25 protein-coding genes and 2 tRNA genes are annotated in these 25,487 nt (G+C 60.1%); 20 read left to right on the top strand and 7 right to left on the bottom strand.

All coding sequences use genetic code 11. The features are described 5' to 3' along the window. Window positions 1-20: 20 nt before the first annotated feature. Window positions 21-775 (bottom strand): IS5 family transposase gene (locus Q7V03_RS00345; RefSeq protein WP_304923629.1). Its coding sequence is split into 2 segments (ribosomal slippage): window positions 21-442 and window positions 442-775, totalling 756 coding nucleotides; the frame shifts between segments, so codons are not numbered across the junction. Between the two features lie 24 nt (window positions 776-799). Here Q7V03_RS00345 and Q7V03_RS00340 point away from each other — a divergent pair. The 15 genes from Q7V03_RS00340 to Q7V03_RS00270 all read left to right on the top strand — a co-directional run bounded on the left by Q7V03_RS00340 (window position 800) and on the right by Q7V03_RS00270 (window position 14,975). Continuing rightward, window positions 800-1,333, top strand: coding sequence for a hypothetical protein (locus tag Q7V03_RS00340; RefSeq protein WP_304923628.1), 534 nt, complete (start codon window positions 800-802; stop codon window positions 1,331-1,333). A gap of 647 nt (window positions 1,334-1,980) precedes the next feature. After that, a complete protein-coding gene (gene rlmJ / locus Q7V03_RS00335; RefSeq protein WP_304923627.1) occupies window positions 1,981-2,757 on the top strand; it encodes a 23S rRNA (adenine(2030)-N(6))-methyltransferase RlmJ in 777 nt (258 codons plus the stop codon). 31 nt (window positions 2,758-2,788) lie between these two features. Next, window positions 2,789-3,691, top strand: a complete 903-nt coding sequence (locus Q7V03_RS00330; RefSeq protein WP_304923626.1) for a PhzF family phenazine biosynthesis protein — start codon at window positions 2,789-2,791, stop codon at window positions 3,689-3,691. Between the two features lie 68 nt (window positions 3,692-3,759). Continuing rightward, window positions 3,760-4,197 (top strand): TerB family tellurite resistance protein, encoded by a 438-nt coding sequence (locus tag Q7V03_RS00325; RefSeq protein WP_304923625.1) that lies wholly within the window; start codon window positions 3,760-3,762, stop codon window positions 4,195-4,197. Beyond that, on the top strand, window positions 4,194-4,967 hold the full coding sequence (locus Q7V03_RS00320; protein WP_304923624.1) for a phosphate/phosphite/phosphonate ABC transporter substrate-binding protein: 774 nt from the start codon (window positions 4,194-4,196) through the stop codon (window positions 4,965-4,967). The genes Q7V03_RS00325 and Q7V03_RS00320 overlap by 4 nt, the downstream gene beginning before the upstream one ends. 101 nt (window positions 4,968-5,068) lie before the next feature. Next, window positions 5,069-5,848, top strand: coding sequence for an ABC transporter ATP-binding protein (locus tag Q7V03_RS00315; RefSeq protein ID WP_304923623.1), 780 nt, complete (start codon window positions 5,069-5,071; stop codon window positions 5,846-5,848). Between the two features lie 125 nt (window positions 5,849-5,973). Continuing rightward, window positions 5,974-6,696: a transporter substrate-binding domain-containing protein gene (locus Q7V03_RS00310; RefSeq protein WP_304923622.1), complete on the top strand. Its 723-nt coding sequence runs from the start codon at window positions 5,974-5,976 to the stop codon at window positions 6,694-6,696. 61 nt (window positions 6,697-6,757) lie between these two features. Continuing rightward, window positions 6,758-7,639: an ABC transporter permease gene (locus Q7V03_RS00305; protein ID WP_304923621.1), complete on the top strand. Its 882-nt coding sequence runs from the start codon at window positions 6,758-6,760 to the stop codon at window positions 7,637-7,639. Then, a complete protein-coding gene (locus tag Q7V03_RS00300) occupies window positions 7,636-8,463 on the top strand; it encodes an ABC transporter permease (protein ID WP_304923620.1) in 828 nt (275 codons plus the stop codon). The genes Q7V03_RS00305 and Q7V03_RS00300 overlap by 4 nt, the downstream gene beginning before the upstream one ends. A 145-nt stretch (window positions 8,464-8,608) precedes the next feature. Then, window positions 8,609-9,946 carry a glutamine synthetase family protein gene (locus Q7V03_RS00295; protein WP_304923619.1) on the top strand — a complete coding sequence of 446 codons (1,338 nt, stop codon included), beginning with the start codon at window positions 8,609-8,611 and terminating at the stop codon, window positions 9,944-9,946. Window positions 9,947-10,019: 73 nt separating this feature from the next. Continuing rightward, window positions 10,020-10,700, top strand: a complete 681-nt coding sequence (locus tag Q7V03_RS00290) for a type 1 glutamine amidotransferase (protein WP_304923618.1) — start codon at window positions 10,020-10,022, stop codon at window positions 10,698-10,700. A gap of 47 nt (window positions 10,701-10,747) precedes the next feature. Next, on the top strand, window positions 10,748-12,103 hold the full coding sequence (locus Q7V03_RS00285; protein ID WP_304923617.1) for a glutamine synthetase family protein: 1,356 nt from the start codon (window positions 10,748-10,750) through the stop codon (window positions 12,101-12,103). 1 nt (window position 12,104) lies between these two features. Further along, complete coding sequence (locus tag Q7V03_RS00280) at window positions 12,105-13,406, top strand: FAD-binding oxidoreductase (protein ID WP_304923616.1); 1,302 nt, start codon at window positions 12,105-12,107, stop codon at window positions 13,404-13,406. A gap of 190 nt (window positions 13,407-13,596) precedes the next feature. Continuing rightward, window positions 13,597-14,814: a DegT/DnrJ/EryC1/StrS aminotransferase family protein gene (locus Q7V03_RS00275; RefSeq protein WP_304923615.1), complete on the top strand. Its 1,218-nt coding sequence runs from the start codon at window positions 13,597-13,599 to the stop codon at window positions 14,812-14,814. An 86-nt stretch (window positions 14,815-14,900) separates the two neighbouring features. Further along, a tRNA-Gly gene (locus Q7V03_RS00270) sits at window positions 14,901-14,975 on the top strand. Window positions 14,976-15,120: 145 nt separating this feature from the next. On the opposite strand, the gene Q7V03_RS00265 is transcribed toward Q7V03_RS00270, so the two are convergent. The 6 genes from Q7V03_RS00265 to Q7V03_RS00240 form a co-directional block, all read right to left on the bottom strand. Further along, window positions 15,121-16,119, bottom strand: coding sequence for an ABC transporter ATP-binding protein (locus Q7V03_RS00265; RefSeq protein ID WP_304923614.1), 999 nt, complete (start codon window positions 16,117-16,119; stop codon window positions 15,121-15,123). Between the two features lies 1 nt (window position 16,120). Then, on the bottom strand, window positions 16,121-17,152 hold the full coding sequence (locus Q7V03_RS00260) for a Gfo/Idh/MocA family protein (RefSeq protein WP_304923613.1): 1,032 nt from the start codon (window positions 17,150-17,152) through the stop codon (window positions 16,121-16,123). Then, window positions 17,149-17,988, bottom strand: coding sequence for a carbohydrate ABC transporter permease (locus Q7V03_RS00255; RefSeq protein ID WP_304923612.1), 840 nt, complete (start codon window positions 17,986-17,988; stop codon window positions 17,149-17,151). Before Q7V03_RS00255 ends, Q7V03_RS00260 begins: the two co-directional genes overlap by 4 nt. A gap of 9 nt (window positions 17,989-17,997) precedes the next feature. Continuing rightward, window positions 17,998-18,915 (bottom strand): carbohydrate ABC transporter permease, encoded by a 918-nt coding sequence (locus Q7V03_RS00250; protein ID WP_304923611.1) that lies wholly within the window; start codon window positions 18,913-18,915, stop codon window positions 17,998-18,000. 88 nt (window positions 18,916-19,003) lie between these two features. Beyond that, a complete protein-coding gene (locus Q7V03_RS00245) occupies window positions 19,004-20,263 on the bottom strand; it encodes an ABC transporter substrate-binding protein (protein ID WP_304923610.1) in 1,260 nt (419 codons plus the stop codon). 34 nt (window positions 20,264-20,297) lie between these two features. Then, window positions 20,298-21,194 carry an N-acetylmuramic acid 6-phosphate etherase gene (locus Q7V03_RS00240; protein ID WP_304923609.1) on the bottom strand — a complete coding sequence of 299 codons (897 nt, stop codon included), beginning with the start codon at window positions 21,192-21,194 and terminating at the stop codon, window positions 20,298-20,300. A gap of 158 nt (window positions 21,195-21,352) precedes the next feature. On the opposite strand from Q7V03_RS00240, the gene Q7V03_RS00235 reads away from it, so the two are divergent. From Q7V03_RS00235 to Q7V03_RS00215, 5 genes are all read left to right on the top strand, one after another. Beyond that, window positions 21,353-22,237 carry a BadF/BadG/BcrA/BcrD ATPase family protein gene (locus tag Q7V03_RS00235; RefSeq protein WP_304923608.1) on the top strand — a complete coding sequence of 295 codons (885 nt, stop codon included), beginning with the start codon at window positions 21,353-21,355 and terminating at the stop codon, window positions 22,235-22,237. Beyond that, window positions 22,234-23,010, top strand: coding sequence for a GntR family transcriptional regulator (locus Q7V03_RS00230; protein WP_304923607.1), 777 nt, complete (start codon window positions 22,234-22,236; stop codon window positions 23,008-23,010). Before Q7V03_RS00235 ends, Q7V03_RS00230 begins: the two co-directional genes overlap by 4 nt. Then, entirely contained in the window at window positions 23,007-24,038 is a 1,032-nt protein-coding gene (locus Q7V03_RS00225) for an SIS domain-containing protein (protein ID WP_304923606.1), read from the top strand. The genes Q7V03_RS00230 and Q7V03_RS00225 overlap by 4 nt, the downstream gene beginning before the upstream one ends. Continuing rightward, window positions 24,035-25,171, top strand: a complete 1,137-nt coding sequence (nagA, locus tag Q7V03_RS00220; protein WP_304923605.1) for an N-acetylglucosamine-6-phosphate deacetylase — start codon at window positions 24,035-24,037, stop codon at window positions 25,169-25,171. The genes Q7V03_RS00225 and nagA overlap by 4 nt, the downstream gene beginning before the upstream one ends. A 46-nt stretch (window positions 25,172-25,217) precedes the next feature. Further along, window positions 25,218-25,292, top strand: a tRNA-Gly gene (locus Q7V03_RS00215). Window positions 25,293-25,487: the final 195 nt, after the last annotated feature.

The following is a 25,487-nucleotide window of genomic DNA, read 5'->3' as shown; positions in this document are numbered from 1 at the left end:
CTAGGCTCTGGACTCATTGATCATATCCAGAAGATGACGATGGCCGCGATGGCGATGGCTGACATGAAGGTGTGGGCGCAGCGGTCGTAGCGGGTGTGGATGCGCCGCCAATCCTTCAGCTTGCCAAACATGTTCTCGATTTTGTGGCGCTTGCGGTAGAGCGCCTTGTCATGGGGTATCTGGATTTTCCTGTTTGATTTCGATGGGATGCAGGCTTTATAGTTACGATCTGCAAGGGCTTCCCGGAACCAGTCGGCATCGTAGCCCTTGTCCGCCAAGAGCGCCTTCGCCGGGGGCAGCGTTGAGAGCAAGGCCGCCGCCCCGGTGTAATCACTGATCTGACCTGCCGTGAGAAACAGGGTGCGGGGCCGCCCCTCGCTGTCGCAGACCGCGTGCAGTTTGGAGTTCAATCCGCCTTTCGTGCGTCCGATGAACCGGGGAAGAGCCCCTTTTTGAGCAGGCTGGCGGCTGTCCGGTGGGCCTTGAGGTGAGTGGCGTCGATCATGATTTCCTCGGTGTCGCCACCGCCTTTGGCAAGTTCGACAAAGATGCGACCGAACACACCCATCTCGCTCCAGCGGACGAACCGGTTGTAGATTGTCTTGTGTGGCCCGTAGCTTGGAGGAACGTCACGCCACCTGAGCCCATTGCGGATCACGAAGATGATGCCGCTGATCACCCGGCGATCATCCACCCTCGGGATGCCGTGCGAGAGCGGAAAGAACGGCGATATCCGCGCCATCTGGGCTTCGGAAAGCAGGAACATTTCGGTCATGGCAGCACCCCCTTGGTACCGCCAATGAATCAATGGATTGCCCCGAGAGCAAGCGATTTAATGAGTCCAGAGCCTAGTGCTTCGACTGAACTTAAAACTTGGGGTTACCGTTTAAAGACGGACTATAACGCTAACGATGCTGGGTTAGTTTACCTTAGAGAAGCAAGAAATGTTGCTGAGCACGGACTCATCCCATTTGCTGAGTTTATAGATGCAGCTGTAAATATAGGCGGCTGCCTCACAGTAATCGGTGGAAGTTCAAACATAATATTTTCGAATAATTTTGTTAACGGTACAAATACTGGAAACTTTGAAGTAGCTGTAAAAGAAGGGAAAATTTCAAATGTTCAGGGCAGAATAAACACGCCTATCACTAATATACCAACGCGGGTCAATCTCCATGCGGTACGCAATCCAGAAAAAAACAACCGCACATACCCGCCTCCTGATTCAATATTTAAGGTGAAACTTAATACTGGTGATGCAGCTTCCTTGGCCAGTGCAGCGATGGACGGTCTAAACCGAACTTATTCAACAATGGAAACCTTGGATAAATAAGTCATACTTTAGACTGTAGGGCGGGGTTCACCCCGCCAAATTCGTTCAAACGTCTCACCATGGCGGGCTAAAACCCACCCTACGCATCCCTCCCCCAAAACCTGCTGCACACTCCCCGGCTCCTTGGCGATCAATGCAAGCAACACCCGCACTGGCCCGTCTGGTTTGCGCCACCGCGGCTCCCAATTCAACAAAGTCGCCTCCTGCACCCCGATGAATCGCGCAAACTCCGCCTGTGACAACCCCGTCCGCACCGTAGGGTGGGTTTCCAACCCACCCCCACCCAAGGTGGATACAAACCCGCACTCACACCATCCCCGCCCGCAACCGTTTCCCCACCGCCTGCGCATACCGCCGCAAGATCTCCACAAAGGGCGACACCCGCCCTCCGGCCACGCCATCGCCGACTGTGTGGTCCCCCTCCGCTCCGCCAAAGCCTCTTGCGTCACCCCCGCCGCGGCACGGGCCGGGACCATCCCCTCAATCACCGAATACTCCGTATCATCCCTAACCGTCCCTCCAAAACCTTAACAAAACCTTAAATCCACCACCCTATCCCCTTGAAATTCCACAGCTAAAAAAGGTCCCGAGTTGAGACCCTGCGCAAATCCCCTTCCCCCCCGCGAAATCCCGCCCTATAAACCCGCATGCTGTCCTATCAACACCTGTTCCACGCCGGAAACCTCGCCGATGTCCAGAAGCACGCGCTGCTGGCCGTCATGCTGGATTACCTCATCCAAAAAGACAAACCGCTGAGCTATATCGAGACCCACGCGGGCCGGGGTCTCTATGATCTGGGCAGCGATGAGGCGCTGAAAACCGGCGAGGCCGCAGCAGGCATCGCCATCGCCGAGGCGTGGTTCCCCGCCCTGCACCCCTACCGCAACCGCCTGAACGAGGTTCGCGCCAGCTACGGGCCGATGGCCTATCCCGGCTCGCCCCTGATCGCCGCGCTGTCTTTGCGTGACCAAGACACCATCCATCTTGCGGAACTGCACCCGCAAGAACACCAACACCTGCGCCACGCCCTGAACCCGTGGAGCGCGCATATCTACCCAAAAGACGGCTTCGATCTTGCCCTCGCCATCACGCCGCCGACGCCCCGGCGCGGCCTGATGCTGATTGATCCCAGCTACGAGGTGAAGGCCGATTACGACGCCATCCCAAAGCATATCGCCAACATCAACCGCAAATGGAACGTTGGAATCATCGCCCTCTGGTATCCGCTTCTGACCGGCGGCCCGCATGGCCCGATGTTGAAATCGCTAGAGGCGCAGTTCCCGGATGCCCTGCGCTCGGAAGTCCGCTTCCCCCCGGCGCGGGAGGGACACCGGATGGAAGGCTCGGGCATGTTCATCGTCAATCCGCCCTACGGCCTCTCCGAAGAAGCCGCCCGGATTGAGGCGCATTTCAAGGCGCTATAATTTTAGGGCGCCCAAAAGCTGGAGCTTTTAAATGCTGGAATTTCACACCCTCGATGTGTTCACCGAAACCCCTTTCGCAGGCAATCCCCTCGCCGTTGTTCTAAATGCCGACACCCTGACCACCCAGCAAATGCAAACCATCGCGCGCGAGTTCAACCTGTCCGAGACCATTTTCGTGCGGGCCCCGCAAGACCCGACCCATACCGCCCGCGTCCGTATCTTCTTTCCCACCGACGAGATCCCCTTTGCCGGCCATCCCACGATCGGCTGTGCCATCCATCTCGCCTGCGCCAGACACACGGGCGATTTCGAAACCCTGATCACCCTTGAAGAAGAAGCAGGCCTCGTCCCCGTTACCGTCATCCGCCACGGCAACCATATTGAGGCCGAATTCGTAGCCCCGGTGCTGCCCTTCCCGGTGAAAACTGACCTGTCGGTTGATCTGATCGCCGCCAGCCTTGGCCTCACCCCCGCCCAGATCGGCTTTGCCAACCACCGCCCCGCCACCCATCAAGGTGGTCCGCGCTTCCTTTATGTCCCCATCGACACCCTCGGCACCCTCGGCCAAGCCATACCGCATGAGCCGCATTGGTCCGTGCTGATGGCCTTGGCGGACGTGGACAGCGCCTATCTCTATACGCCCGGCGCCGCCGCTGATGCGACCTGCGATTACCAAGCCCGGATGTTCTCGCCCACCGCAGGTATCGCCGAAGACCCCGCCACCGGGTCAGCCAGCGCTATTCTGGCCTCGCAGCTTTGGCGCACCGGCGTGATCCCCTTGGGCAGGACAAGCTTGACCCTACGCCAAGGCGTCGAGATGGGTCGCCCCTCCAGCATCGGCCTGACCATTGAGGCCAGCATAAAAGGCCTCATCGCCGTCCGCATCAAAGGCAGCGCCGTGCCGATCAGTTCTGGGAAAATCCGCCGCCCGTAACCGCTTCGTGCGCTTCAGGACCAGCAACGCCACTTGGCAAGGCCAGAGCACCCGCCTATCCTACCGGTATGTTCGCAGAAATCCTCCGCAGCCTTCTGGCTCCCGCCCCGCCCCGCATGGCCGACCCCGACGCGCAGCTAGCCCTTGCCGCTTTGCTGGTCAGGGTGGCCAAGACCGATGGGCTTTATGCCGCTGAAGAAGTTGAACGGATTGAGAAAATCCTGGTGACCCGCAATGATCTCGACCCGTTTGAGGCCGCCGCCCTGCGCGCCAAAGCCGAGGATTTCGAATCCCAGGCCCCCGACACCGTGCGCTTCACCCGCGCTCTGAAAGCCGCCGTGCCGCTGGAAGATCGCGCCGGATTGGTCGAGGCTTTGTGGTCGGTTGCCCTTGCCGATGGTCAACGCGATGCATCGGAAGATCAGCAAATGCGCCTGCTCGCCAATCTTTTGGGCCTCTCCGACGTCGAATCCGCGCAAGCCCGCCAGAAAGCCACCCGCACATGATCGCGAGCCTTGGCATGTATGACCGCCCGGAAACCGCCGTTGCGAATGATCGGCTCTGGGCGGGTATCCGCGACGGTTTGCGCGCCGAAGGCATCCAAGCCCCCGACGCTTTGACCCGAGGCAAGCACGCCTATTGGGACGCATGGCAATCGTCCGATCTGGTGTTCTCGCAAACCTGCGGCTTTCCGTTTCGTGCTAAACTGCACGACCATGTCACCCTGATCGGCACCCCCGATTACGGCTTGCCTGGCTGCCCGCCCGGCCATTACAACTCCGTCTTCGTGGCCCGCCGCGATGATCCCCGCTGCGCCCTTGAAGACTTCTCCCACGCGTCTTTCGCCTACAACGAAGACCTTAGCCAATCCGGCTGGGCCGCACCGCAAAACCATGCCGACGCGCACGGGTTGCATTTCCCGCCCAGCCTTCAAACCGGCGGCCACCGTCTGTCTGCCGTCGCCGTCGCAGAATCCCGGGCAGATCTGGCGGCAATTGACGCGCTGACATGGGAATTGTTGACCAAATACGAGCCCGTCGCCGCCCGCCTGAAAGAAATCGCTCGCACCCAGCCGCCGACCCCGGTGCTGCCCTATATCACCGCCAAAACCGATGATGCGGCAGTTTTTTTCCGCGTCACCGCAGCCGCGATTGCCGCCCTCAGCGCCGCAGATAAGGCCACATTGCACCTGCAAGGCCTGATCGCGATCCCGGCCAGCGCTTATCTTGCGGTGCCCACGCCGGCCTCACCTGACCAGATTGCGCATAATCTTTAGGCAAAACGCCCAAGCACCTGCCAAATTGCGCTGCAAAACCCGTTGCAATGCCACCAATTCTGCGGCCTATTCAGTCACCTGACCTCATCTAAGGCCCAACAGTGACCGAATCTGCCGATACACCCGTCATCGCGATCCATGATCTGCACAAAAGCTACGGCTCGCTTGAGGTGTTGAAAGGCGTCGATCTGACCGCCCCGCGCGGCCATGTGGTGTCGTTGATTGGCTCGTCGGGGTCGGGCAAATCCACCCTGCTGCGCTGCTGCAACCTCTTGGAAGACAGCCAACAGGGTGAAATTCGCTTTGAAGGTGAGCCGGTGCGCTGGAAAGGTCACGGCCTTAGCCGCCACCCCGCCGACCGCGCGCAAGTCACCCGAATGCGGACCAATCTTTCGATGGTGTTTCAGCAGTTTAACCTGTGGTCGCATATGACGATCCTGCAAAACGTCATGGAAGCCCCGGTGACGGTGATGAAGCGCGACCCGAAAGAGGTCGAAGCCAAAGCCCGCGAATACCTCGCCAAAGTTGGCATCGAAGATAAGGCCGATGCTTGGCCCGCGATGCTGTCGGGTGGCCAACAACAACGTGCCGCCATTGCGCGGGCGTTGTGCATGGAACCGCGCGCCTTGCTGTTTGACGAGCCTACTTCTGCGCTTGACCCTGAACTGGAGCAAGAGGTGATCAAGGTGATCAAGGCGCTGGCCGATGAAGGCCGCACCATGATCCTTGTCACGCATGATATGAAACTCGCCGCCGACGTGTCCGATCACGTCATCTTCCTGCACCTAGGCAAGATCGAAGAACAAGGCCCGCCGTCCGAACTGTTCGCCAACCCCAAGACCGACCGTCTGCGCGGGTTCCTGTCCGCAGGCGCGCATTAAAGTGGTTGCGTTTTATCTGGCGCAAGACGCATCACAATTTGCGCAGTTCTTGGCGCGAATTGTGTTTCAAGATAAACGCAAACCACTCTAAAAACACCAAATCAAAAACCAACTGGGAGACGACAATGAAAAAACTACTTCTCGCCACCGCCCTCATGGCCCTATCCGCAGGCTTTGCCTCGGCTGACGTGGTGCGCTTGGCCACCGAGGGCGCTTACCCCCCCTTCAACTTCATCAACGACAAGGGCGAAGTCGCGGGCTTTGAGCGCGAGTTCGGCGATGAGATCTGCAAGCGGGCCGCGTTGGAATGCACCTGGACCACCAATGAATGGGACAGCATCATCCCCAACCTGCAATCAGGTAACTTCGATGTGATCATCGCGGGCATGTCGATCACTGATGAGCGCTCAAAGGTCATCACCTTCTCGGACAACTACTATCCGCCAGCCGCTTCGGCCTATCTTGCCGCAAGCGCAGATGCCGATGTGAAAACCGGCATTGTCTCGGCGCAAGTCGGCACCATCCAAGCCGCTTATGTGGCTGAATCCGGCGCCACCCTGCTCGAATTCCCCACCCCGGATGAAACCGTTGCCGCCGTGCGCAATGGTGAGGCTGCGGCTGTGTTCGCCGACAAAGACTACTTGCGCCCCTTTGCAGCGGAATCTAATGGCGCTTTGGTGTTCGCCGGCGAAGACATCGCAATCGGTGGCGGCGTCGGTCTGGGCATGCGTCAGTCGGATACCGAGCTGAAAGGCAAAATGGACACCGCGATCAAAGCGATGAAAGCCGATGGTTCGCTAAACGTGTTGATTGAGAAGTATTTCGGCCCGGAAGGTCTGAAGTTCTAATCACCAAAATGCCCTCCGGTGCAAATCGGGGGGCTTATTCTGCCCCATCGGACCGATATTGATGTTCGCAGCTTGCGCCACCCCCAAAGTGATCGAGGGCCTGACTTGGGCCATGTGCTACCTGACCTCGGGCAAGCACCTTGATTTTTATGGGTCCTTTGTCACCGTGCTGCTGCTGTTGGCCGTCACTGCGCCCGTCGCCATGGCCTTGGGCTTTGGTGGGGCGATGGCGGCGCGCAGCCAGATCGCGCCCCTGCGCTGGTTCGGCAAAGCCTACACCGCCATGGTGCGCGGCGTGCCCGATATCGTGTATTTCCTGTTCTTCGTCATCGCGCTGGATCAAGGCATCGAATACCTCAACCACCTGCGCGTCTGCGAAGACCTCTCGCAACCGGTGTTCCGGGGCCTCGAATTCCACGTCTGCGCCGAAGCCAAAGTCCCCCCCGCCACCGCATCGCCTTTCATGTTCCAAGCCTACAGCTTTGGCCTTGCGGTGATCACCTTCGCCATCGTGTTCGGTGCTTTTGTCGCCAACGTGATCTATGGCGCGATGCAAGCCGTCCCCCGTGCCCAACTGGAAACCGCCGAGGCTTACGGCATGAGCCACGGCCAAGTCTTTCGCCGCGTTCTGGTGCCGCAAATGTGGACCTATGCGCTGCCGGGCCTCACCAACCTGTGGATGATCCTGATCAAAGCCACACCTCTGCTGTTCCTGCTGTCGGTCAAAGACATCGTCTACTACGCCCGCGAGTTGGGCGGCACCAAGACCCAAGCCTATGACTACCCCCACCCGGATTGGCGACTGTATTACTTTCTCGGTTTGCTGGTGTTCTATCTGTTGATGACGAAACTCTCGGAAATCGTGCTGACCCGCATCTCAAATCGGCTGTCCAAAGGCCAAGCCACCGCCGCAGGCGAAGCCATGCGAAAGGCCGCGATATGAGCTGTTGGGAAACCTTCACCGACTACGCGCTGCGCTCGATCGGCATCGGTGCAAAGCTGCTGCCGAAAACCGATTTCACCATTTGCCAACAATTCACCCTGATCGGTTCCGGCCTGATCTGGAACGTCTATTTCGGCGCTTTGGCGTTGTTGTTCGGCTTCGTCCTCGCCAATGCCCTCGCCTTGGCCCGCATTGCCCACAGCCCATGGCTGCGTAAACCCGCCGAATGGTTTGTCTTTGTGTTTCGCGGCTCGCCGTTGTTCATCCAGTTCTTCCTCGCCTATGAACTGCTTGTCATGCTGCCCCGCACGGGCATCGAGCTGTTCGGCCTGACGCTAACGTCTTCATGGCTGACCAAAGCTTGGGCAGGCGCGCTGATCGTGCTGTTCCTGAACACCGCCGCCTATTCCGCCGAGATTTTCTACGGTGCCCTGCGCTCGATCCCGAAAGGCGACCTAGAGGCCGCCGAGGCCTACGGCATCACCGGTTTCGCTAAGTTCCGCCGCATCCAATGGCCGACCATGCTGCGCCTCGCATGGCCCAGCTACACCAACGAGGCGATTTTCCTGTTTCAATCCACCACCCTGGTGTTCTTCTCGGGCTTCCCGGCGCTCAGCCAGCAGGGCGACGCTTTGTATTACGCCAATTACTTCGCCGACAAAACTTTTAACCCATTCATCCCCTACCCCATCGTCGCCTTCTACTTCGTCCTGCTGACTTTGGCGGTGATCGGGCTATTTGGCCGCATCAACCGCCACCTCAATCGCCATTTGCCGCAAAACATCCGCAGCAGAATTCGCTTGCGTCCTCAACTGATCCGATAGTAACCTACATTTGATCAAATTGCGGGACTGCTATCGTGGCAGCCGCCGGGATCACAAAAAAGGATAGGATCAAGGGCATGATCCGATCTGCCTGCTGGCCATTTTGGCAAGTGTGGGCGGTTCCATGCCTTCCTGATGTGCAATGATGAAAGACTGGCTGAGAAAGCATCCCGACGTGCGCACGATTCGTGTCGCTGCGGTGGATTTGAACGGGCAAGCCCGAGGCAAACGCGTGCCTGCGCGCTTTGCCGATAACGTGGTGAAGAACGGCACAAGGTTCCCGTTCTCTGTGCTGAACCTCGACATCTGGGGCGAAGATATTGACGACAGCCCGCTGGTATTTGAGCAGGGCGACCAAGACGGCATCCTGAAACCGACCGAGCGCGGCTTCATGCCGATGCCGTGGCTGGAAGCCCCCACCGCTTTGCTGCCGATCTGGATGTTCCGCGAAAACGGCACGCCGTATGAAGGCGATCCCCGCCACGCCCTGCGCGCGGTCGTGGATCGTTTCAAGGCCCGTGGCCTGACCCCGGTTTGCGCGATCGAGTTAGAATTCTTCCTGATCGACGACTCGGGCAAAACCCTGCAAGCCCCGGCCTCCCCGCGTTCCGGCAAGGTGCGCAAAGCCGCAGAAACCCTGTCAATCCGGGCACTAGACGCGTTCGATACCTTCTTCACCGATCTCTACGACGCCTGTGAAGCGATGGATATACCTGCCGACACCACCACCTCGGAAACCGGGCTTGGTCAGTTCGAGGTCAACCTGATGCACTGCGACGACGCCCTGCGCGCCGCCGATGATGCATGGTTGTTCAAGATGCTGGTCAAGGGTCTGGCACGCCGTCATGGCTTTGCGGCCAGCTTCATGGCGAAACCCTACCCGGAGTATTCCGGCTCGGGCCTGCACACCCATTTCAGCGTGATTGATGATAAGGGCGACAACGTGTTTGACTCCGGCGGCCCGAAAGGCACCGCGATGATGAAAAACGCGGTCGCGGGTTGTTTGAATGCGATGCACGATTCCACGCTGATTTTCGCGCCGCACCAGAACAGCTACGAACGTCTGGTGCCCGGTAAACACGCCCCCACCGCCATCGCCTGGGGCTACGAAAACCGCACCGCCGCGATCCGTATTCCGGCAGGCAACCCCGCTGCACGCCGCATCGAACACCGCGTCGCGGGTGGCGATGTAAACCCCTATCTGATGCTCGCCGCGATCTTGGGTGCGGCACTGGATGGCATTGAGAAACAGATGGAACCCTCCAGCCCGGTGGTCGGCAATGCTTATGCGGTTGAAGGTCTGCCGCAGATTCCGACCAGTTGGGAGGCCGCGATTGACGCAATGGAGCAATCCGAAATCGTCGCGCGCTTCATCCACCCCGAACTGATCAAGAACCTGATCTCAACCAAACGGCAAGAGCACCACTATATTGGTGAGTTGACCGACGCCGAGCGGATCGAGTTGTACCTCGACACCGTCTAACGCCGTCGCGTCCCCCCTTGACCAAATGGGGGGACGCAGCGCAATCTGAACCCACAGCAACTCCGGAAAACCCATGCTTATCGGCATCTTGCAAACAGGTCTTGCCCCCGACTCGCTTATTGAGACTTCGGGAGATTACCCGGATATGTTCGCGCGCCTGCTTGCTGGCAATGGCTTTACCTTCCGCACCTACCGCGTGGTTGAGGGTGAATTTCCGGCATCAGTGCAAGAGTGTGACGGCTGGCTGATCACCGGATCGCGTCATGGTGCCTATGAAGATCACCCATGGATTGCACCGCTTGAGGATTTTATCCGCAACGCCTACACTGCTCGTATCCCGATGGTTGGCATCTGCTTTGGCCACCAGATCATCGCGCAAGCGATGGGCGGCAAGGTTGAACGTTTCGCCAAAGGTTGGGCCATCGGCGCCACAGATTACGATTTCAACGGCCAGCACCTCACGCTGAACGCGTGGCATCGCGACCAGGTCACCGAAAAGCCCGCCAATGCTAAGGTTTTGGCAACAAACGATTTTTGCACCAACGCAGCACTCATCTATGATGATCGGATGCTGACCGTGCAAGCCCATCCTGAATTTCGCCCCGAATTCATTGATGGCCTGATGCAGACTCGGGGCAAAGGTCTGGTCCCCGAAGATGTGATGGCGGCAGCCACAAACCGGCTGTCAGACCCGATCCAAGACCAGACCATGGCGGCGCAGATCGCCGCTTTCTTCAAGGCCAAAAGACCCTAAGTCCCCAGCCTCGCCGGGGAATAACCCGACAACCAACAGTGTGAAAAATGTCCAAATGGACCGACCAACTGCCAGAGGCAGCCCGCAACTACATCGGTGATCGCCGGGTGGATGAAGTCGAATGTGTGATCGGTGACATCGCAGGCGTGGCGCGCGGAAAAGCGATGCCAGCGGCGAAATTTGCCTATCAAACCAACTACTTCCTGCCCAATTCGATCTTTCTGCAAACCATCACTGGCGAATGGGCCGACAATCCGTTTGATGCCTTCACCGAGCCGGATATGATTCTGGAGCCCGATTTCACCACCGCGACCGCCGCCCCCTGGACCGCAGATGTGACGCTACAAGTCATCCACGACGCCAAGGATCAGGACGGCAATCTGGTGCCGTTTGCCCCGCGCAACGTCCTGCGCCGGATCATGGATCTGTATGCCGCGCAAGGCTGGACCCCGGTTGTGGCACCCGAGATGGAATTTTTCCTGACCGCCCGCAACATCGACCCCAACCAGCCCGTGATCCCCCCCATGGGCCGTTCGGGCAGGCGGGCTGCGGGCAAGCAAGCCTATAGCCTGTCGGCGATTGACGAATACGGCAAGGTGATCGACGACATCTACGACTTCGCCGAAGCGCAAGGCCTTGAAATTGATGGTATCTTGCAAGAAGGTGGTGCTGGGCAGATTGAGCTGAACCTCGCGCACGGTGACCCCATTCGCTTGGCTGACGATGTGTTTTTCTTCAAACGCCTGATCCGTGAAGCCGCCCTACGCCACGATTGCTTCGCCACCTTCATGGCCAAACCAATCGCAGGCGAGCCGGGTTCAGCGATGCATATTCACACCTCGGTCGTCGATAGCAAAACCGGAAAGAACATCTTTTCCGACAAAAAGGGCGGCGAGACGGAACATTTCCTGCACTTTATCGCCGGGATGCAGAACCATCTGACCGGGGCCATCGCTTTGCTGGCGCCCTATGTGAACAGCTACCGCCGCTATGTGCCGGATTTTGCAGCCCCGATTAACCTTGAATGGGGACGCGACAACCGCACCACAGGTATCCGCATCCCGATCAGCAGCCCTGCTGGCCGCCGGGTGGAAAACCGCCTGCCGGGGATGGATTGCAACCCCTACCTTGGCATCGCGGCGACCTTGGCCTGCGGCTATCTTGGCCTGATGGAAAAGAAAGACCCGCGCCCGGAATTTGCTGGCTCCGCCTATATCGACTCAGACGATATCCCCACCAATATGGGCGATGCGCTGGATCTTTTGGAAGAAGACCAAGCCTTGTGCGACGTTTTGGGGCCAGAGTTCGTCGCTGTCTACGATTCGGTAAAGCGCAATGAGTACAAAGAGTTCCTGCAAGTCATCAGCCCGTGGGAACGCGAACATCTGCTGTTGAACGTGTAAGATGAACCTGCTGCACGCCAATGATCAGACGGGGGCTTATCCTGCGTCTTACTATGCCGCCACCCGCACGCCGCTGGCACCCTTCCCAGCCCTGCAAGGTGAAACTCGCGCCGATGTCTGCATCGTTGGCGGCGGCTATACTGGCCTCTCAGCAGCCCTGCATCTGGCCGAAAAGGGCTATGATGTGGTGCTGCTGGAAGCCCATAAGCTCGGCTTCGGGGCCTCGGGCCGCAATGGTGGGCAGGTCGGTTCCGGCCAGCGCCAAGATCAGGATTGGATCGAGAAAACGGTGGGGGTGCAAACCGCCCACAAACTCTGGGATTTGGCTGAAGAATCGAAAGCTTTGGTGAAGAACCTCATCCAATCTCACAACATGCCCGTCAGCTTCCACCCCGGCATCGCCCACGCTTGTTGGACGGATGTGCAGGTCCGCCACAGCCACAAATACGCAGAAAAACTCTCCCGCGACTACGGCTACAACCACCTCGAACCGCTGGACCGCGCAGGCATCCAAGCCCTGATCGGCTCCAAGGTCTACAAAGGCGGCGAGATCGACCACGACGCGGGCCACCTGCACCCGCTGAACTACGCGCTTGGCCTCGCCACCGCCGCCACCAAAGCCGGCGCGCGGCTGCACGAACTCTCGGAAGTCACCCAGATCGATCAAGGCGCGCAGCCCACCGTCCACACCGCCCAAGGCCGCGTCCACGCCAAACAGTTGATCCTTGCGGGCAACGGCTATCTCGGCAATCTCGCCCCGAAAGTCGCCGCAAAAGTCATGCCGATCAACAACTTCATCCTCGCCACCGAACCACTTGGGGATCGCGCCAAAGACATTCTGTCGCAACCCTTAGCCGTCGCCGACACCAAATTCGTCGTCAACTATTGGCGTCTGTCCGAAGACAACCGACTGCTGTTTGGTGGCGGCGAATCCTACGGCTACCGCTTCCCTGATCTGATCAAAACGGTCTCAAAACCGATGCTTCAGATCTACCCGCAACTGAAAGGCACCAAGATCGACTTCGCATGGGGCGGCACCTTGGCGATCACCATGAACCGGATGCCTTGCTTCACCCGGCCCTATGTCAACACGCTTTCGGCCTCGGGCTACTCCGGTCACGGCGTTGCAATGGCCACCCTCGCAGGCAAAATCCTTGCGGAAGCCACTGCCGCGCAGTCCGAACGCTTCGATCTGATGGCCAGCCTGCCGCAGCCGCGCTTTCCCGGCGGTGCCACCTTGCGCTGGCCAATGCTGGTGCTGGCGATGACATGGTACGGCATGCGCGACCGCCTTGGCCTTTAGAGCGGCTCAAGGCGATTTCATCTTCAAATACCGCCCCCGCCAGCGGGGCGGTGTTGCCAAGCCGCTGCTGCAAAGCAAAATTTGCCTGATATATAGGCGGATTTCGCCCGAAGCCCGCGATTGTCACTAGCCTGTCACCAATCCTATGTTTAAAGCTTTTCTAAAGAAGACTTTAAGGAAAGCTGTGATCATGGCTGCTGACGGACAAAGCCTCGCCCCCAAAACCTACGACGCTGAACCGATCCCCGAGGCCGCGCGCGCCGAAATTGAGCGCCTCCTCAGTTCGGGCGATCTGTTCCGCTACACTGCTGCCGAAGGCGCGCCCGTGGCCCTGCTAGAGCAGGAATTTGCCGACCTGTTGGGAGCCAAATACGCCCTCGCCGTCGCCTCGTGTTCCGCTGCTTTGTTCCTCGCCATCAAGGCGCTGGATCTGCCGCGCGGTGCAAACATCCTGATCCCCGCCTTCACCTTCGCCGCGGTGCCCTCCGCAGTTGTCCATGCCGATTGCACCCCGGTTCTGGTTGAAGTTGGCGACAACTACCGCGTCGATCTGGTAGATTTTGCCGCCAAACTTGACGACGCAGCCGCCGTCCTGATCAGCCACATGCGTGGCCATACCAGCGATATGGACACGATCATGGCGCTGTGTGATGCCAAGCGCATCCCCGTCATCGAAGACGCCGCCCACAGCCTGGGCACCACATGGAACGGCAAGAACATCGGTACAATCGGCAAGGTGGGTTGCTTCAGCTTCCAATCCTACAAGCTTGTCAACGCGGGCGAAGGTGGCATCCTGATCACCGATGATCCCGAAATCGCCGCCCGCTCCGTGATCATGTCGGGCGCGTATGAGCAGAACTGGAAGAAGCATCCCGGCATGCAAAACAGCTATATGCTGTGGCAAAACAAGCTGCCACTCTACAACATGCGAATGCAGAACCTGTCTGCCGCCGTGATCCGCCCGCAACTGCCCGAGGTGGCCAGCCGCGTCGCCAAGGGCCGCGCGGGCCATGACCGCGTCGCGGACCAGCTGAACACCAGCCCCTACATCACCGTGCCGCCCGCCCTGCCGCCGGAACAACGCGCGCCCGACTCGATCCAGTTCAACCTAGGCGGGGATTGGACCGACGCGCAGGCTTTTGCCTTTCAAGCCCACGCCAAACAGCGCGGCGTCTCGGTGCAAATCTTCGGCCTCACCGAAGGCAACGCCCGCGCGTTCTGGAATTGGGAATTCCTTGGCCCCGCCCCAGATCTGCCGCAGACCCGTGCCATGCTGATGCGCGCCTGCGATGTGCGCCTGCCGACCCGGCTGACCGAGGCTGAACTGGATTACATCGCCGAGGCGCTGATCCATGCTGCCGCCACAGTGAAAGCTCCGCTGAAATCTGCCGCCATCGCCTCGGCCTGACCCCATCCGATAAATCATCGGCGGGGCTGCGTTTTTCCTCTTGCAGCCGCCCCGCCGCTCGCTTATCTCACCGCAATCCGACGGTTGCGGGCGTAGCTCAGGGGTAGAGCATAACCTTGCCAAGGTTAGGGTCGTGAGTTCGAATCTCATCGCCCGCTCCATCGGAAATACAAATCACTGCATAAAAAAGCGCCCCATGGGGCGCTTTTTGCTGTGTTTATTCCCATACCGCCCCGGGCTTAATCCGGGGCCTCCTGTTTCGGCCGCGAGGCACCGGATCAAGTCAACGGCGGCAAGGAGCAAATCCTACCGCATCCGGAGACCGCCCGCATCAAACCGAAACGCGCGTGGCGCGTCAGGCGTCAAATACACCGCCTCATCAACCACGAAATCTTGCTCGCCAAACTGCCGCACCGTCAGCAGGCCATGGGGCTCGGCCCGCACATAGATAAGCGTCTCGCTGCCCAGCTTCTCAACATGGCTGATCCGGCCTGCAATCACGCCTGCATCGCGTGAGATTGCCAGATGTTCGGGCCGCACCCCGACCGTCTCGCCCTGCCCATCCATCGCCTGCGCCTTCAGGAAGTTCATCTTCGGGCTGCCAATAAACCCTGCGACAAAGGCATTGTCAGGATCATTATACAAATCCATCGGCCGCCCGACTTGTTCGACCCTTCCCGCATTCAGCACCACGATCTTATCGGCCAAGGTCATCGCCTCGACCTGATCATGCGTCACATAGACCATGGTTGCCTTCAACTCGCGGTGCAGCCGCGCAATCTCGATCCGCGTGTTCACTCGCAAAGCCGCATCCAAGTTTGACAACGGCTCGTCAAACAGGAACAGCTTCGGCGTCCGAACAATCGCCCGGCCAATGGCGACGCGCTGCCGCTGGCCGCCAGACAATTCCGCAGGGCGGCGATCCAGCAACGCATCCAGCGACAGCATACCGCTGGCCCGCGCCACACTTTCCGCCACTTGAGCTGCCGACGACCCCGCCTGTTTCAGCCCCAGCCCCATGTTGTCGCGCACCGTCAGATGCGGGTAAAGCGCGTAGGATTGAAACACCATCGCGATTTCGCGCTTGCTGGGCGGGGTGTTGTTGACGGGCACCCCGTCGATCTTGATATCGCCACCGCTGGCATCCTCCAGCCCGGCGATAATCCGCAGCAGAGTGGATTTCCCGCAGCCTGAGGGTCCGACAAACACGCAGAATTCGCCGTCTTCGACCGTCAGGTTGACGCCCTTGATCACCTCAACCGTGCCGAAGTTCTTGGTGATGTTGGAAAGGGTCAGATTGCCCATTTCAGGCTCCTAGCTTGACAGGTTGGCCGGATCGCACACTTTCGTCCGCTGCAAGGCAGATCGCCAAAGATTGCACCGCATCATTCATATGCCGGGTCAGATCGAGGTTTTCATTGATCGCGCGCGCCACATAAGCCGCCTCACGGTCACAAAGTTCCTGATGCCCCGGCTCATCCGCCATCGAAATATCGGTATCGCCCGTCGCCACCTTATGCACCCGCAGCAGCGAGGTTTTGGTGTGGGTGTCGATATCGTCTGACCGCGCAGACTCCGACATCCTGATCGAAACCGCGCCATTTGGGCTGACCACATCTTTGACGAAAAACGCGGTGTCCGACATCATCGGCCCCCAGCCGGCTTCATACCAGCCCAAGCTGCCGTCGGCGAAAATCACCTGAAAATGCCCGTAGTTATACATATCGGGCGCGATTTCATGCGACAGCCGTAGCCCCATCCCGCGCACCTCTACGGGTTGCGCATCGGTGATCTGGCACATCACATCGACATAATGCACCCCGCAATCGACAATCGGCGGCGTGGTCTGCATCAGCGCCTTATGCACCTCCCATGTCGGCCCGCTCGACTGCTGGTTGAGGTTCAGCCGGAACACATAAGGCCCACCCAGTGCCCGCGCCTCGGCAATCAACCGTATCCAACTCGGATGATGCCGCAGGATATAACCCACCACCACCTTGCGCCCGCTGGCGACCGCCATCGCCTGCACGCGGCGCGCGTCGGCGACCGTAGTGGCAAGGGGTTTTTCGACAAACACATCCGCCCCCGCCGCCATCGCGGCACAGGCATAATCGGCGTGGCTGTCGGAATAGGTCGCCACACAGACCAGATCGGGCTTCAATGCGGCCAAAGCCGCCGCATAATCCGTCAGCAGCGGATAGCCCTGCAACTCCGCAGGCAGATCAACCTTAGAACGATTAACCAGCCCGATAATCTCAAACGCCGGATCGTTGTGATAGGCCAAAGCATGACTGCGGCCCATATTGCCCAAGCCTGCCACCAATACTTTAATGCTCATTTAACGGCTCCTGCGGTGATGCCGCGAATAAGTTGACGCGAGAAGATCAGATACAGCACCAGCACCGGCAGGATCGCCAAACTCAGCGCCGCCAGCACCGCGTTCCAATCCGTCACAAACTGCCCGATGAAGACCTGACTGCCCAAGGTGATGGTCTTGGTGCTTTCAGCCGGGGCCAAAATCAGCGGGAACCACAGATCGTTCCAGATCGGGATCATGGTAAACACCGCCACCGTCGCCATCGCAGGCCGGATCAACGGCAGCACCAGCCGGAAGAAGATGCGATACTCGGAAAGCCCATCAATCCGCCCGGCATTTTTCAAATCGTCCGACACCTGCCGCATGAATTCCGACAGGATGAACACCGCCAACGGCAGCCCCTGCGCAGTATAAACCAGCACCAGCGCGGTCAGCGTATTGACCAAGCCACTCGCCACCATCAGCTGCAAAATCGCCACCGTGCCCAACCGGATCGGGATCATGATGCCCAGCGCGAGATACAGCCCCACCAGCGTGTTGCCCTTGAACCGATACTCCGACAGCGCAAACGCCGCCATCGCGCCAAACAGCAGCACAAAGAACAGGCTGCCCACGGTGACGGTCATCGAGTTCAGAAAATACTGAAAAAAATCGCCCTGTTTCAGCACGGTTTTGAAACCGACCCAATCCAAAGTCTCGGCATTGGGCAAAGCCAACGGATGCGCAAAGATCGCCTTGCGGGATTTGAACGCGTTGATCACAATGACAAAAACCGGGAACAGCGCGATCAGCGTATAGGTCAGCAGCACCGCATGGGCGGCCACGCTGCGGGCGGGGGAATGGCGTGAGACGGACATGATCCCCCCTTAAAACTGATAGCGGCGCAGCCGCGTCTGGATGGCAAACAGATAGATGCAGACGCCGATCAGGATGATGAAGAACATCGCCGTCGCAATCGTCGCGCCCATATTCTGATCGCCCAGTTGCAACTGAAAGCCAAAGAAGGTGCGATAGAGGAAGGTGCCTAAGATATCGGTGGCAAAGTTCGGCCCCGCCAGCGCGCCTTGCGCCGAATAGATCAGATCGAAGGCGTTGAAATTGCCGACAAACGTCAGGATCGAGATAATCCCAATGCTGGGCAGGATCAGCGGCAGCTTGATCTTCCAGAACTGCGAGGCCCCAGTGATGCCGTCCATCTCAGATGCCTCAATCACCTCATCGGGAATGCTCAGCAGGGCCGCATAAATCAGCATCATCGGAATGCCAACAAACTGCCAGACCGAGATCAGTGCCAGCGTCGTCAGCGCATAGGCCTCTTTCCCCAGCCACGGCGCGAACCATGATTTCAGCCCCACCGCGCTCAGCAAATCCGGGGCCACCCCCCAGATCGGCGACAGCATCAGTTTCCACACAAAGCCCACCACCACGAAACTCAGGATCGTCGGGATAAAAATCGCGGTACGGTAGAACGCTGCACCGCGCAGCCTTGGGTTGGAAAGGATCGCCGCCAGCAAAATCCCAATCGGGTTCTGCACCAGCATGTGCACGATGAAAAACCACGTATTGTTGCCCAGCGCATTCCAGAAACTCGCCGACCAACGCGGGTCGCCAAACAGAGTGCGGAAATTCCCCAAGCCGTTGAATTGCGATACCCGGTCCACCTTGGTGTAAAGTGACAGGTTCAGCGTAGCGAACAGGGGGATGATCATAATCGCGGTGTAAACCAGCACGGCAGGTGCCAAAAACACCAGAATATGCCAGCGGAAGGGTTTGCGGTCGGACATGCATGCGGCCTTTGGTTCGCAGGGAAAGCGCCAAGCAGGGGTCCGGGGGGCGCTCAAATCCCCCCGGCGTTTTCAATCAAGCCTAGGCTTAATTGGCCTTTTGCGGCGCGTACCAACTGGCCAAGCCCTCTTGCAGACGGGCCGCAGCGGCGTCCGGCGTCTCGGTGGCCTTGATCACATTGGCCGAGGCGTTCCAGGTCTCATTCTCAAGGTTCGGCGTGCCGCGCGACAAGATCTGATAGGTCGAGCGGATCGACGACTGGCACTTGCCGCGCCATGACACAAACTCCTGCGCCAGCGGATCTTCCATCGCAACCGGGGTCGAGTTCAGGCTGAAGAAGCCCGGCAGCGCATTGGCATACATCGTCGCGAACTCGGGCGATCCGACCCATTCGAGGAACTTCTTGGTCTCCTCAGGATGAGCCGATTTCGCATTCATCCCCAGCGCAATGTCGGTGTGATCCGAGATGTAGCAGGTGTCGCCCGCTGCTTGCACCGGCGGCGGGAACGCCCCCATTTTGAAGCCCGCTTGCTTGTTAAAGCCCGAGATTTCCCACGACCCTGCCGGATAGATCGCCGCGCGGCCCAAAGTGAACAGGTTCTGACTGTCAGGATAAGTCTGCGCTTCAAAGCCGTCGCCAAGATAATCCTTCCAGCGCGCAAGTTCTGTGAACGGTGCCACCCAATCGGCATCGGTCAGCTTCTGCGTGCCCGCGATCAGCGCCAGACGGCCTTCCTCGCCCTTCCAATAGTTCGGCCCGATGTTGTTATAGCCCATCGTGGCCGCTTCCCACTGGTCGTTGGTGCCCATCGCCAGCGGAATATAGGTGCCATCGGCCTTGATCTTGTCGAGTGCAGCAAAGAACTCATCCCGCGTGGTCGGCACCGCGATGCCCAAAGCATCAAACGCGTCTTTGTTGTAGATAAAGCCGTGGATCACCGAAGCCATCGGCACGCAGAACGTGGCCGCGCCATCATCGGTCTGCCAAGCAGATTTCGCCACCGGAGAGAAGTTCGCCATCGCGGCCAAGCTGGTCAGGTCGGCCAGATTGCCCTTCTTGTAAAGCTCAAGCGAGGCATCGAACGGACGGCAGGTCACCAGATCGCCCGCCGAACCTGCATCCAGCTTCGAGTTCAGCACTGCGTTGTATTCTGCCGGAGCGGTCGGCGCGAACACGATCTTGATGCCGGGATTGGCCACCTCAAACGCCGGGATGATGGTGTCTTGCCAGATCAGCACATCGTCATTGCGCCAGGATTCGATGGTCAGCGTCACATCCTCGGCATAGGCCGCAGATGCCAGCAACGTGCTGGCCATCAAAGCACCGATCAGTTTGGTCTTGGTCATGGGAATCTCCCTTTGTTGGTTAAAATCACCGGCTTTAGCTGCCGTTTTTATCGCTGCGCGCGATCGCCGCGCGCAGGTTTCCTTTGGTTTCGCTCAACAAGCCCAGCGCCGCTTCCGGCGCCTGCCCCAATGCAATCAGCACCGCGGGTTTCACTGCACCCTGCGCCTGATCCAGCGCTCGCGCAGCCACCCCCGCATCCACCGAAGAAATCCGCGCCACCATCATGGCCGCCCGCAGGCGCAGTTTGTCATTATCCGCCACAAGCCCAACCATCATGCCATCATGCACTTGGCCTAGCTTAATTCCCATCAGCGTGGACATCATATTCAACGCCACTTTCTGCGCCGTGGCAGCGCCCATCCGGGTCGAGCCTGCAATCACCTCCGGCGGTGTCGCCAAACAAATCGCCACATCGGCATGGTCAAACAGCTTGGCCGCAGCGGCATTGGCAATCCCGATCACCTTCGCCCCTCGCGCTTGCGCCGCCTCGGCCACCCCCAAAGCATAGGGCGTCCGCCCCGAGGCCGTCACCGCAATCACCACATCGCCCGCCCGCAAAACCTGCGCCGCCCGCGTGCCCTCATCCGCATCATCCTCGGTGTCGCCCGGCATCCGCGCGTCGACAGGCAAACCGCCCGCCATCAGCAGCAGCACCCGATCCGCCGAGACGCCAAACGTCCCGCCCAATTCCAACCCATCCGCCACGGCCATCAGCGCAGACGATCCCGCCCCGGCATAAACCAGCCGTCCATCCCCCAGCAAAGCGTCAGCCATCAACACCGCCGCCGCCTCAATCTGCGGCAAAGCCTGCCCGACAACCTGCACAGCCGCCGCCTGAGCCGCCAACAAATGCCCCAGCACCGCCGCAGCGGGTAGCGTGTCCAAGCCAGATGCGGCAGGATGCAGAAGTTCCGTTACAGCCAGCGTCATCCGAATCTCCCCTGATGAGGCCATCAGATACCTATCCAATACCTCTTGTCCAATAAAATATTCAAAAATCGCTCAACTGCCATATACGCCGCTATTTCCATCGATTCTAGAAAAATAAAACCGTTGCATTTTTTTAAAGGTATTATAATGGTATCTGCATGGCACAAACAGAACCCCCCTTGGCAGGCCCCTTCTTGATTGGCATCGACGGCGGCGGCACCTCCTGCCGCGCCACGCTTTTGGCAGGCCCCGATAAGGCCCGCTATGACGTGGTACTCGGCCCTGCCAATGTCTCCACAGATTTTGACGCAGCACTTGCCACCATCAACGCCGCTTTGGCACAACTGGCCGAGCGCGCGGGCCTGCGCATGGCCGACCTCTCCACAGCCACCGCCCATCTTGGCCTTGCCGGCGTGATGAGCCCCGCCATCGCCACCCGCGTCGCAGCCCACTTGCCCTTTGCGCATGTCAGCGTCACCGACGACCGCCCCACCACCATCGCCGGAGCCTTAGGTGAGGCCGACGGCGCACTCGCCGCCATCGGCACCGGGTCCTTCATCGGCAGGCAAGTCGCAGGCAAAATCCGCGGCGTCGGCGGCTGGGGCTTTTACATCGGCGATCAAGCCTCGGGCGCATGGCTGCTGCGCCGCTGCCTTGAGGAGGTCATGCTGGCGGTGGACGCCTTCGCGCCCCACACCGACCTTAGCCGCGCCATCCTGAAAGAACATGGCGATGATCCGGGCCAAATCGTGATGTTCTCGCTTAACTCGCAACCCTCCGATTACGCCCGCCTCGCCCGTGATGTCGTCGCCGCCGCCGAAGCAGGCGACCCCTTGGGCGCGCGATTGATGCAGGAAGGCGCAGCCTATATCCGCCGCGCGCTCGAAGTGGTCGGCTGGAAACCCAGCGAAGCACTCTGCCTCACCGGTGGCCTTGGCCCCGCCTATGCAAGCTGGTTAGAACGGCCCACCGTCACCGCAAAAGGCACGGCGCTGGACGGCGCGCTCGACCTCGCCGCCCGCCACGCGGGGGCCGTACGATGAATGTCGCCGAATTCCTCAGCCCCGCTCTTTGGCTGAACTCCACCGCAGGCCCCTTATATGTGCAGCTGCGCAAACGCTTGGAAAGCGGCATCGAAAGCGGCTTTCTCGCCCCCGACACCCTGCTGCCGCCCGAACGCGAAATAGCCGCGCTCACCAACACCTCCCGCGTCACTGTGCGCAAAGCGATTGCCGATCTGGCGGGCAAAGGCATGGTCGTGCAGAAACAAGGCTTTGGCAGCTACATCGCCCCCCGCCAATCCCGCGTGCAGCAATCGCTGTCGCGCCTGACATCCTTCACCGAAGACATGGCCCGCCGTGGCCTGACCACGGAATCCCGCTGGCTGGAACGCGGTTTGTTCCTGCCCACCCCCGAAGAAGTCATGGCACTTGGTCTTGCAGCACAAGACCGCGTCGCCCGGCTAGAGCGCGTGCGCACCATTGACGGCCAGCCGATGGCGATTGAACGCGCCTCGCTCTCGACCTCCATCCTGCCAGATCCCACCTCAGTTGAGCGTTCGCTCTACGCCACCCTCACCGCGCGCGGTCATCGCCCGGTGCGCGCCGTGCAACGCATCTCCGCCGCCAATTTGGCCAAGCGCGACGCCGATCTGCTGCACGTGCCGGTGGGCGCGGCTGGCCTGCGCATCGAGCGGATTTCTTATCTCGCCTCTGGCGCCGTAGTGGAATTCACCCGCTCGATCTATCGCGGCGATGCCTATGATTTTGCAGCCGAACTTCAAATCGGCCCCGAAGACGAAGGACCAAGCGCATGACTGAACTTGAAACCCACATGGCCCGCGAAGTGGCCGAAATCCCCGAAGCCGCCCAGCGCTTCCTTACCCAATCGGCATCGTACATCCACGCAGCCGCAGCGGCGATGCGCCACGCCAACCCCAACCTGATCGTCACCGTCGCACGCGGCTCCTCGGATCACGCCGCCACCTACCTCAAATACGCGGTGGAACTGCTGGCAGGCATCCCGGTCGCCTCAGTCGGCCCCTCCATCGCCTCGATCTACGGCCGCCCGCTGCACTTGGCCAATGCCGCCTGCATCGGTATTTCGCAATCCGGCAAAAGCCCTGATATCGTGGCGATGACCGAAGCCGCCCGCGCAGGCGGAGCCTTGACCATCGCCATCACCAACTTTGCCGACGCGCCGATGGCGCAAGCCGCCGCCCACTGCCTGCCTTTGGCGGCAGGCGAGGAAAAAAGCGTCGCCGCCACCAAAACCTTCGTCAGTTCCGTGGTCGCAGGCCTTGCCCTGCTGGCCGAATGGCAAGACGACACCGCTCTGCGCAACGCCGTGGCTGATTTGCCCCGCGCCTTCGCCGAGGCGCTTAAACAAGACTGGTCCCCTCTCTCCAACCGCCTCTCCCGCGCGCAACAAGCCTTCGTGCTGGGCCGAGGCCCCGGCTTCGCCATCGCCGCCGAAGTGGCGCTCAAATTCAAAGAAACCTGCGGCTTGCACGCCGAAGGCTATTCCGCAGCCGAAGTGCTGCACGGCCCCTCCGCCATCGTGCAAGAACGCTTCCCGGTGCTCGCCCTTGCCGTCGAAGACGCCGCCCTGCCGCAAATCACCGCCACCGCCGAGCGTCTCGCCGCCCAAGGTGCCGATGTTTTCATCACCGGAGCACCCGCCAAAGGCTGCACCACCCTGCCCGCCGTCACCGGTCTGCACCCGCTACTCGCCCCTCTCGTCACCGGCGTCAGCTTTTATCACTTCGTCGAACACCTCGCCCGCCGCCGCGGCTTCGACCCCGACACCCCGCCGCATTTGCGCAAAGTGACGCAAACGCTATGACCCGCCTGATCCTCACCGCCCCGCAAGTGTTCGACGGCACCAAGATGCTGCCCAACCACGCCGTGGTGATTGAGGCAGGCCAAATCACCGCCCTCTTGCCCAGCGACCAAGCCCCCGACGGCCCGCGCCAAGATCTAAGCGGCACCCTCGCTCCCGGCCTGATCGATCTGCAAGTCAACGGCGGCGCGGGGATCATGCTGGACGGCACCGCCACGCTCGAACGCATCGCCACCATCTGCGCCGCCCATGCCCGGCTTGGTGCCACCGGCATCCTGCCCACCCTGATCACCGACACGCCTGCCGCCACAACTGCCGTGATCAAAGCAGGCATCGCCGCCGCCCGTTCCCGCACCCCCGGCTTCCTCGGCCTGCATCTCGAAGGCCCGCATCTCGACCCCAAACGCCAGGGCGCGCACGACCCCGCCCTGATCCGCCCGATGACCGAGGTTGATCTCGCCGAACTCTGCAATGCCGCCGCCCACCTGCCCGCCATGATGCTGACCCTCGCCCCGGCCTCTGTCACACCCGCCCAAATCACAAAACTGACCCAAGCCGGAGCCATCGTCTCCCTCGGCCACACCGAAGCCAGCTACGACCAAGCCAATGCCGCCACCCAAGCCGGTGCGGCTTGCGTCACCCATCTGTTCAACGCCATGTCGCAACTCGGCAACCGAGAACCCGGCCTCGTCGGTGCCGTCCTCTCCGGCAGCCTGCACGCCGGGATCATCGCCGACGGGTTGCATGTGCATCCCGCCACCCTGCGCACAGCCCTCGCCGCCCGCCCGGATGGCCTGTTCCTCGTCTCCGACGCGATGGCCGTCGCGGGCACAACTCTCACCGAATTCAGCCTCGGCAGCCGCAAAATCCTGCGCAAAGATGGCCGCCTGCTGCTGTCAGATGGCACCCTCGCCGGAGCCGATCTTAGCCTGCCGCAAGCCGTGGCCTTCCTGATCACCCAACTTGGCAAATCCCCCACCCGCGCACTGGCAATGGCCACCCGCATCCCCGCCCGCCTGATCCGCGCGCAGGCTGGCAGCATTCACGTCGGCCAATCCGCCAATCTGGTGCAGTTCACCCCAAACTGGACGCTGCATACCGTTTGGCAAAACGGAGTGAAAATTCCCCCGAATTAGCCCTTGCACCGCCCCCCACACCTCGCTAAACACCCGTTTACGGAGTGCGGGCGTAGCTCAGGGGTAGAGCATAACCTTGCCAAGGTTAGGGTCGTGAGTTCGAATCTCATCGCCCGCTCCAGTATCAAAAGGCCGCTCATCTGAGCGGCCTTTTTGGTTTTTCCGGCGACCCCAAGGTAATCCCCCCCGAAAGTAAGGGGCTGCATAAGTAGAATTTTCTCGGTAATATGAACGAGGAGATTCCGAATGAAGACAAGCAGATACACTGAGGCGCAGATCCTCGCGATCCTGCGTCAGGCTGAAGGCGGGATGCCGG

Source organism: Cypionkella sp. (assembly GCF_030652235.1).
GTDB lineage: Bacteria > Pseudomonadota > Alphaproteobacteria > Rhodobacterales > Rhodobacteraceae > Cypionkella.
Note: the sequence above shows the minus strand (reverse complement) of the source record. Positions and strands in the feature narration are given on the sequence as shown.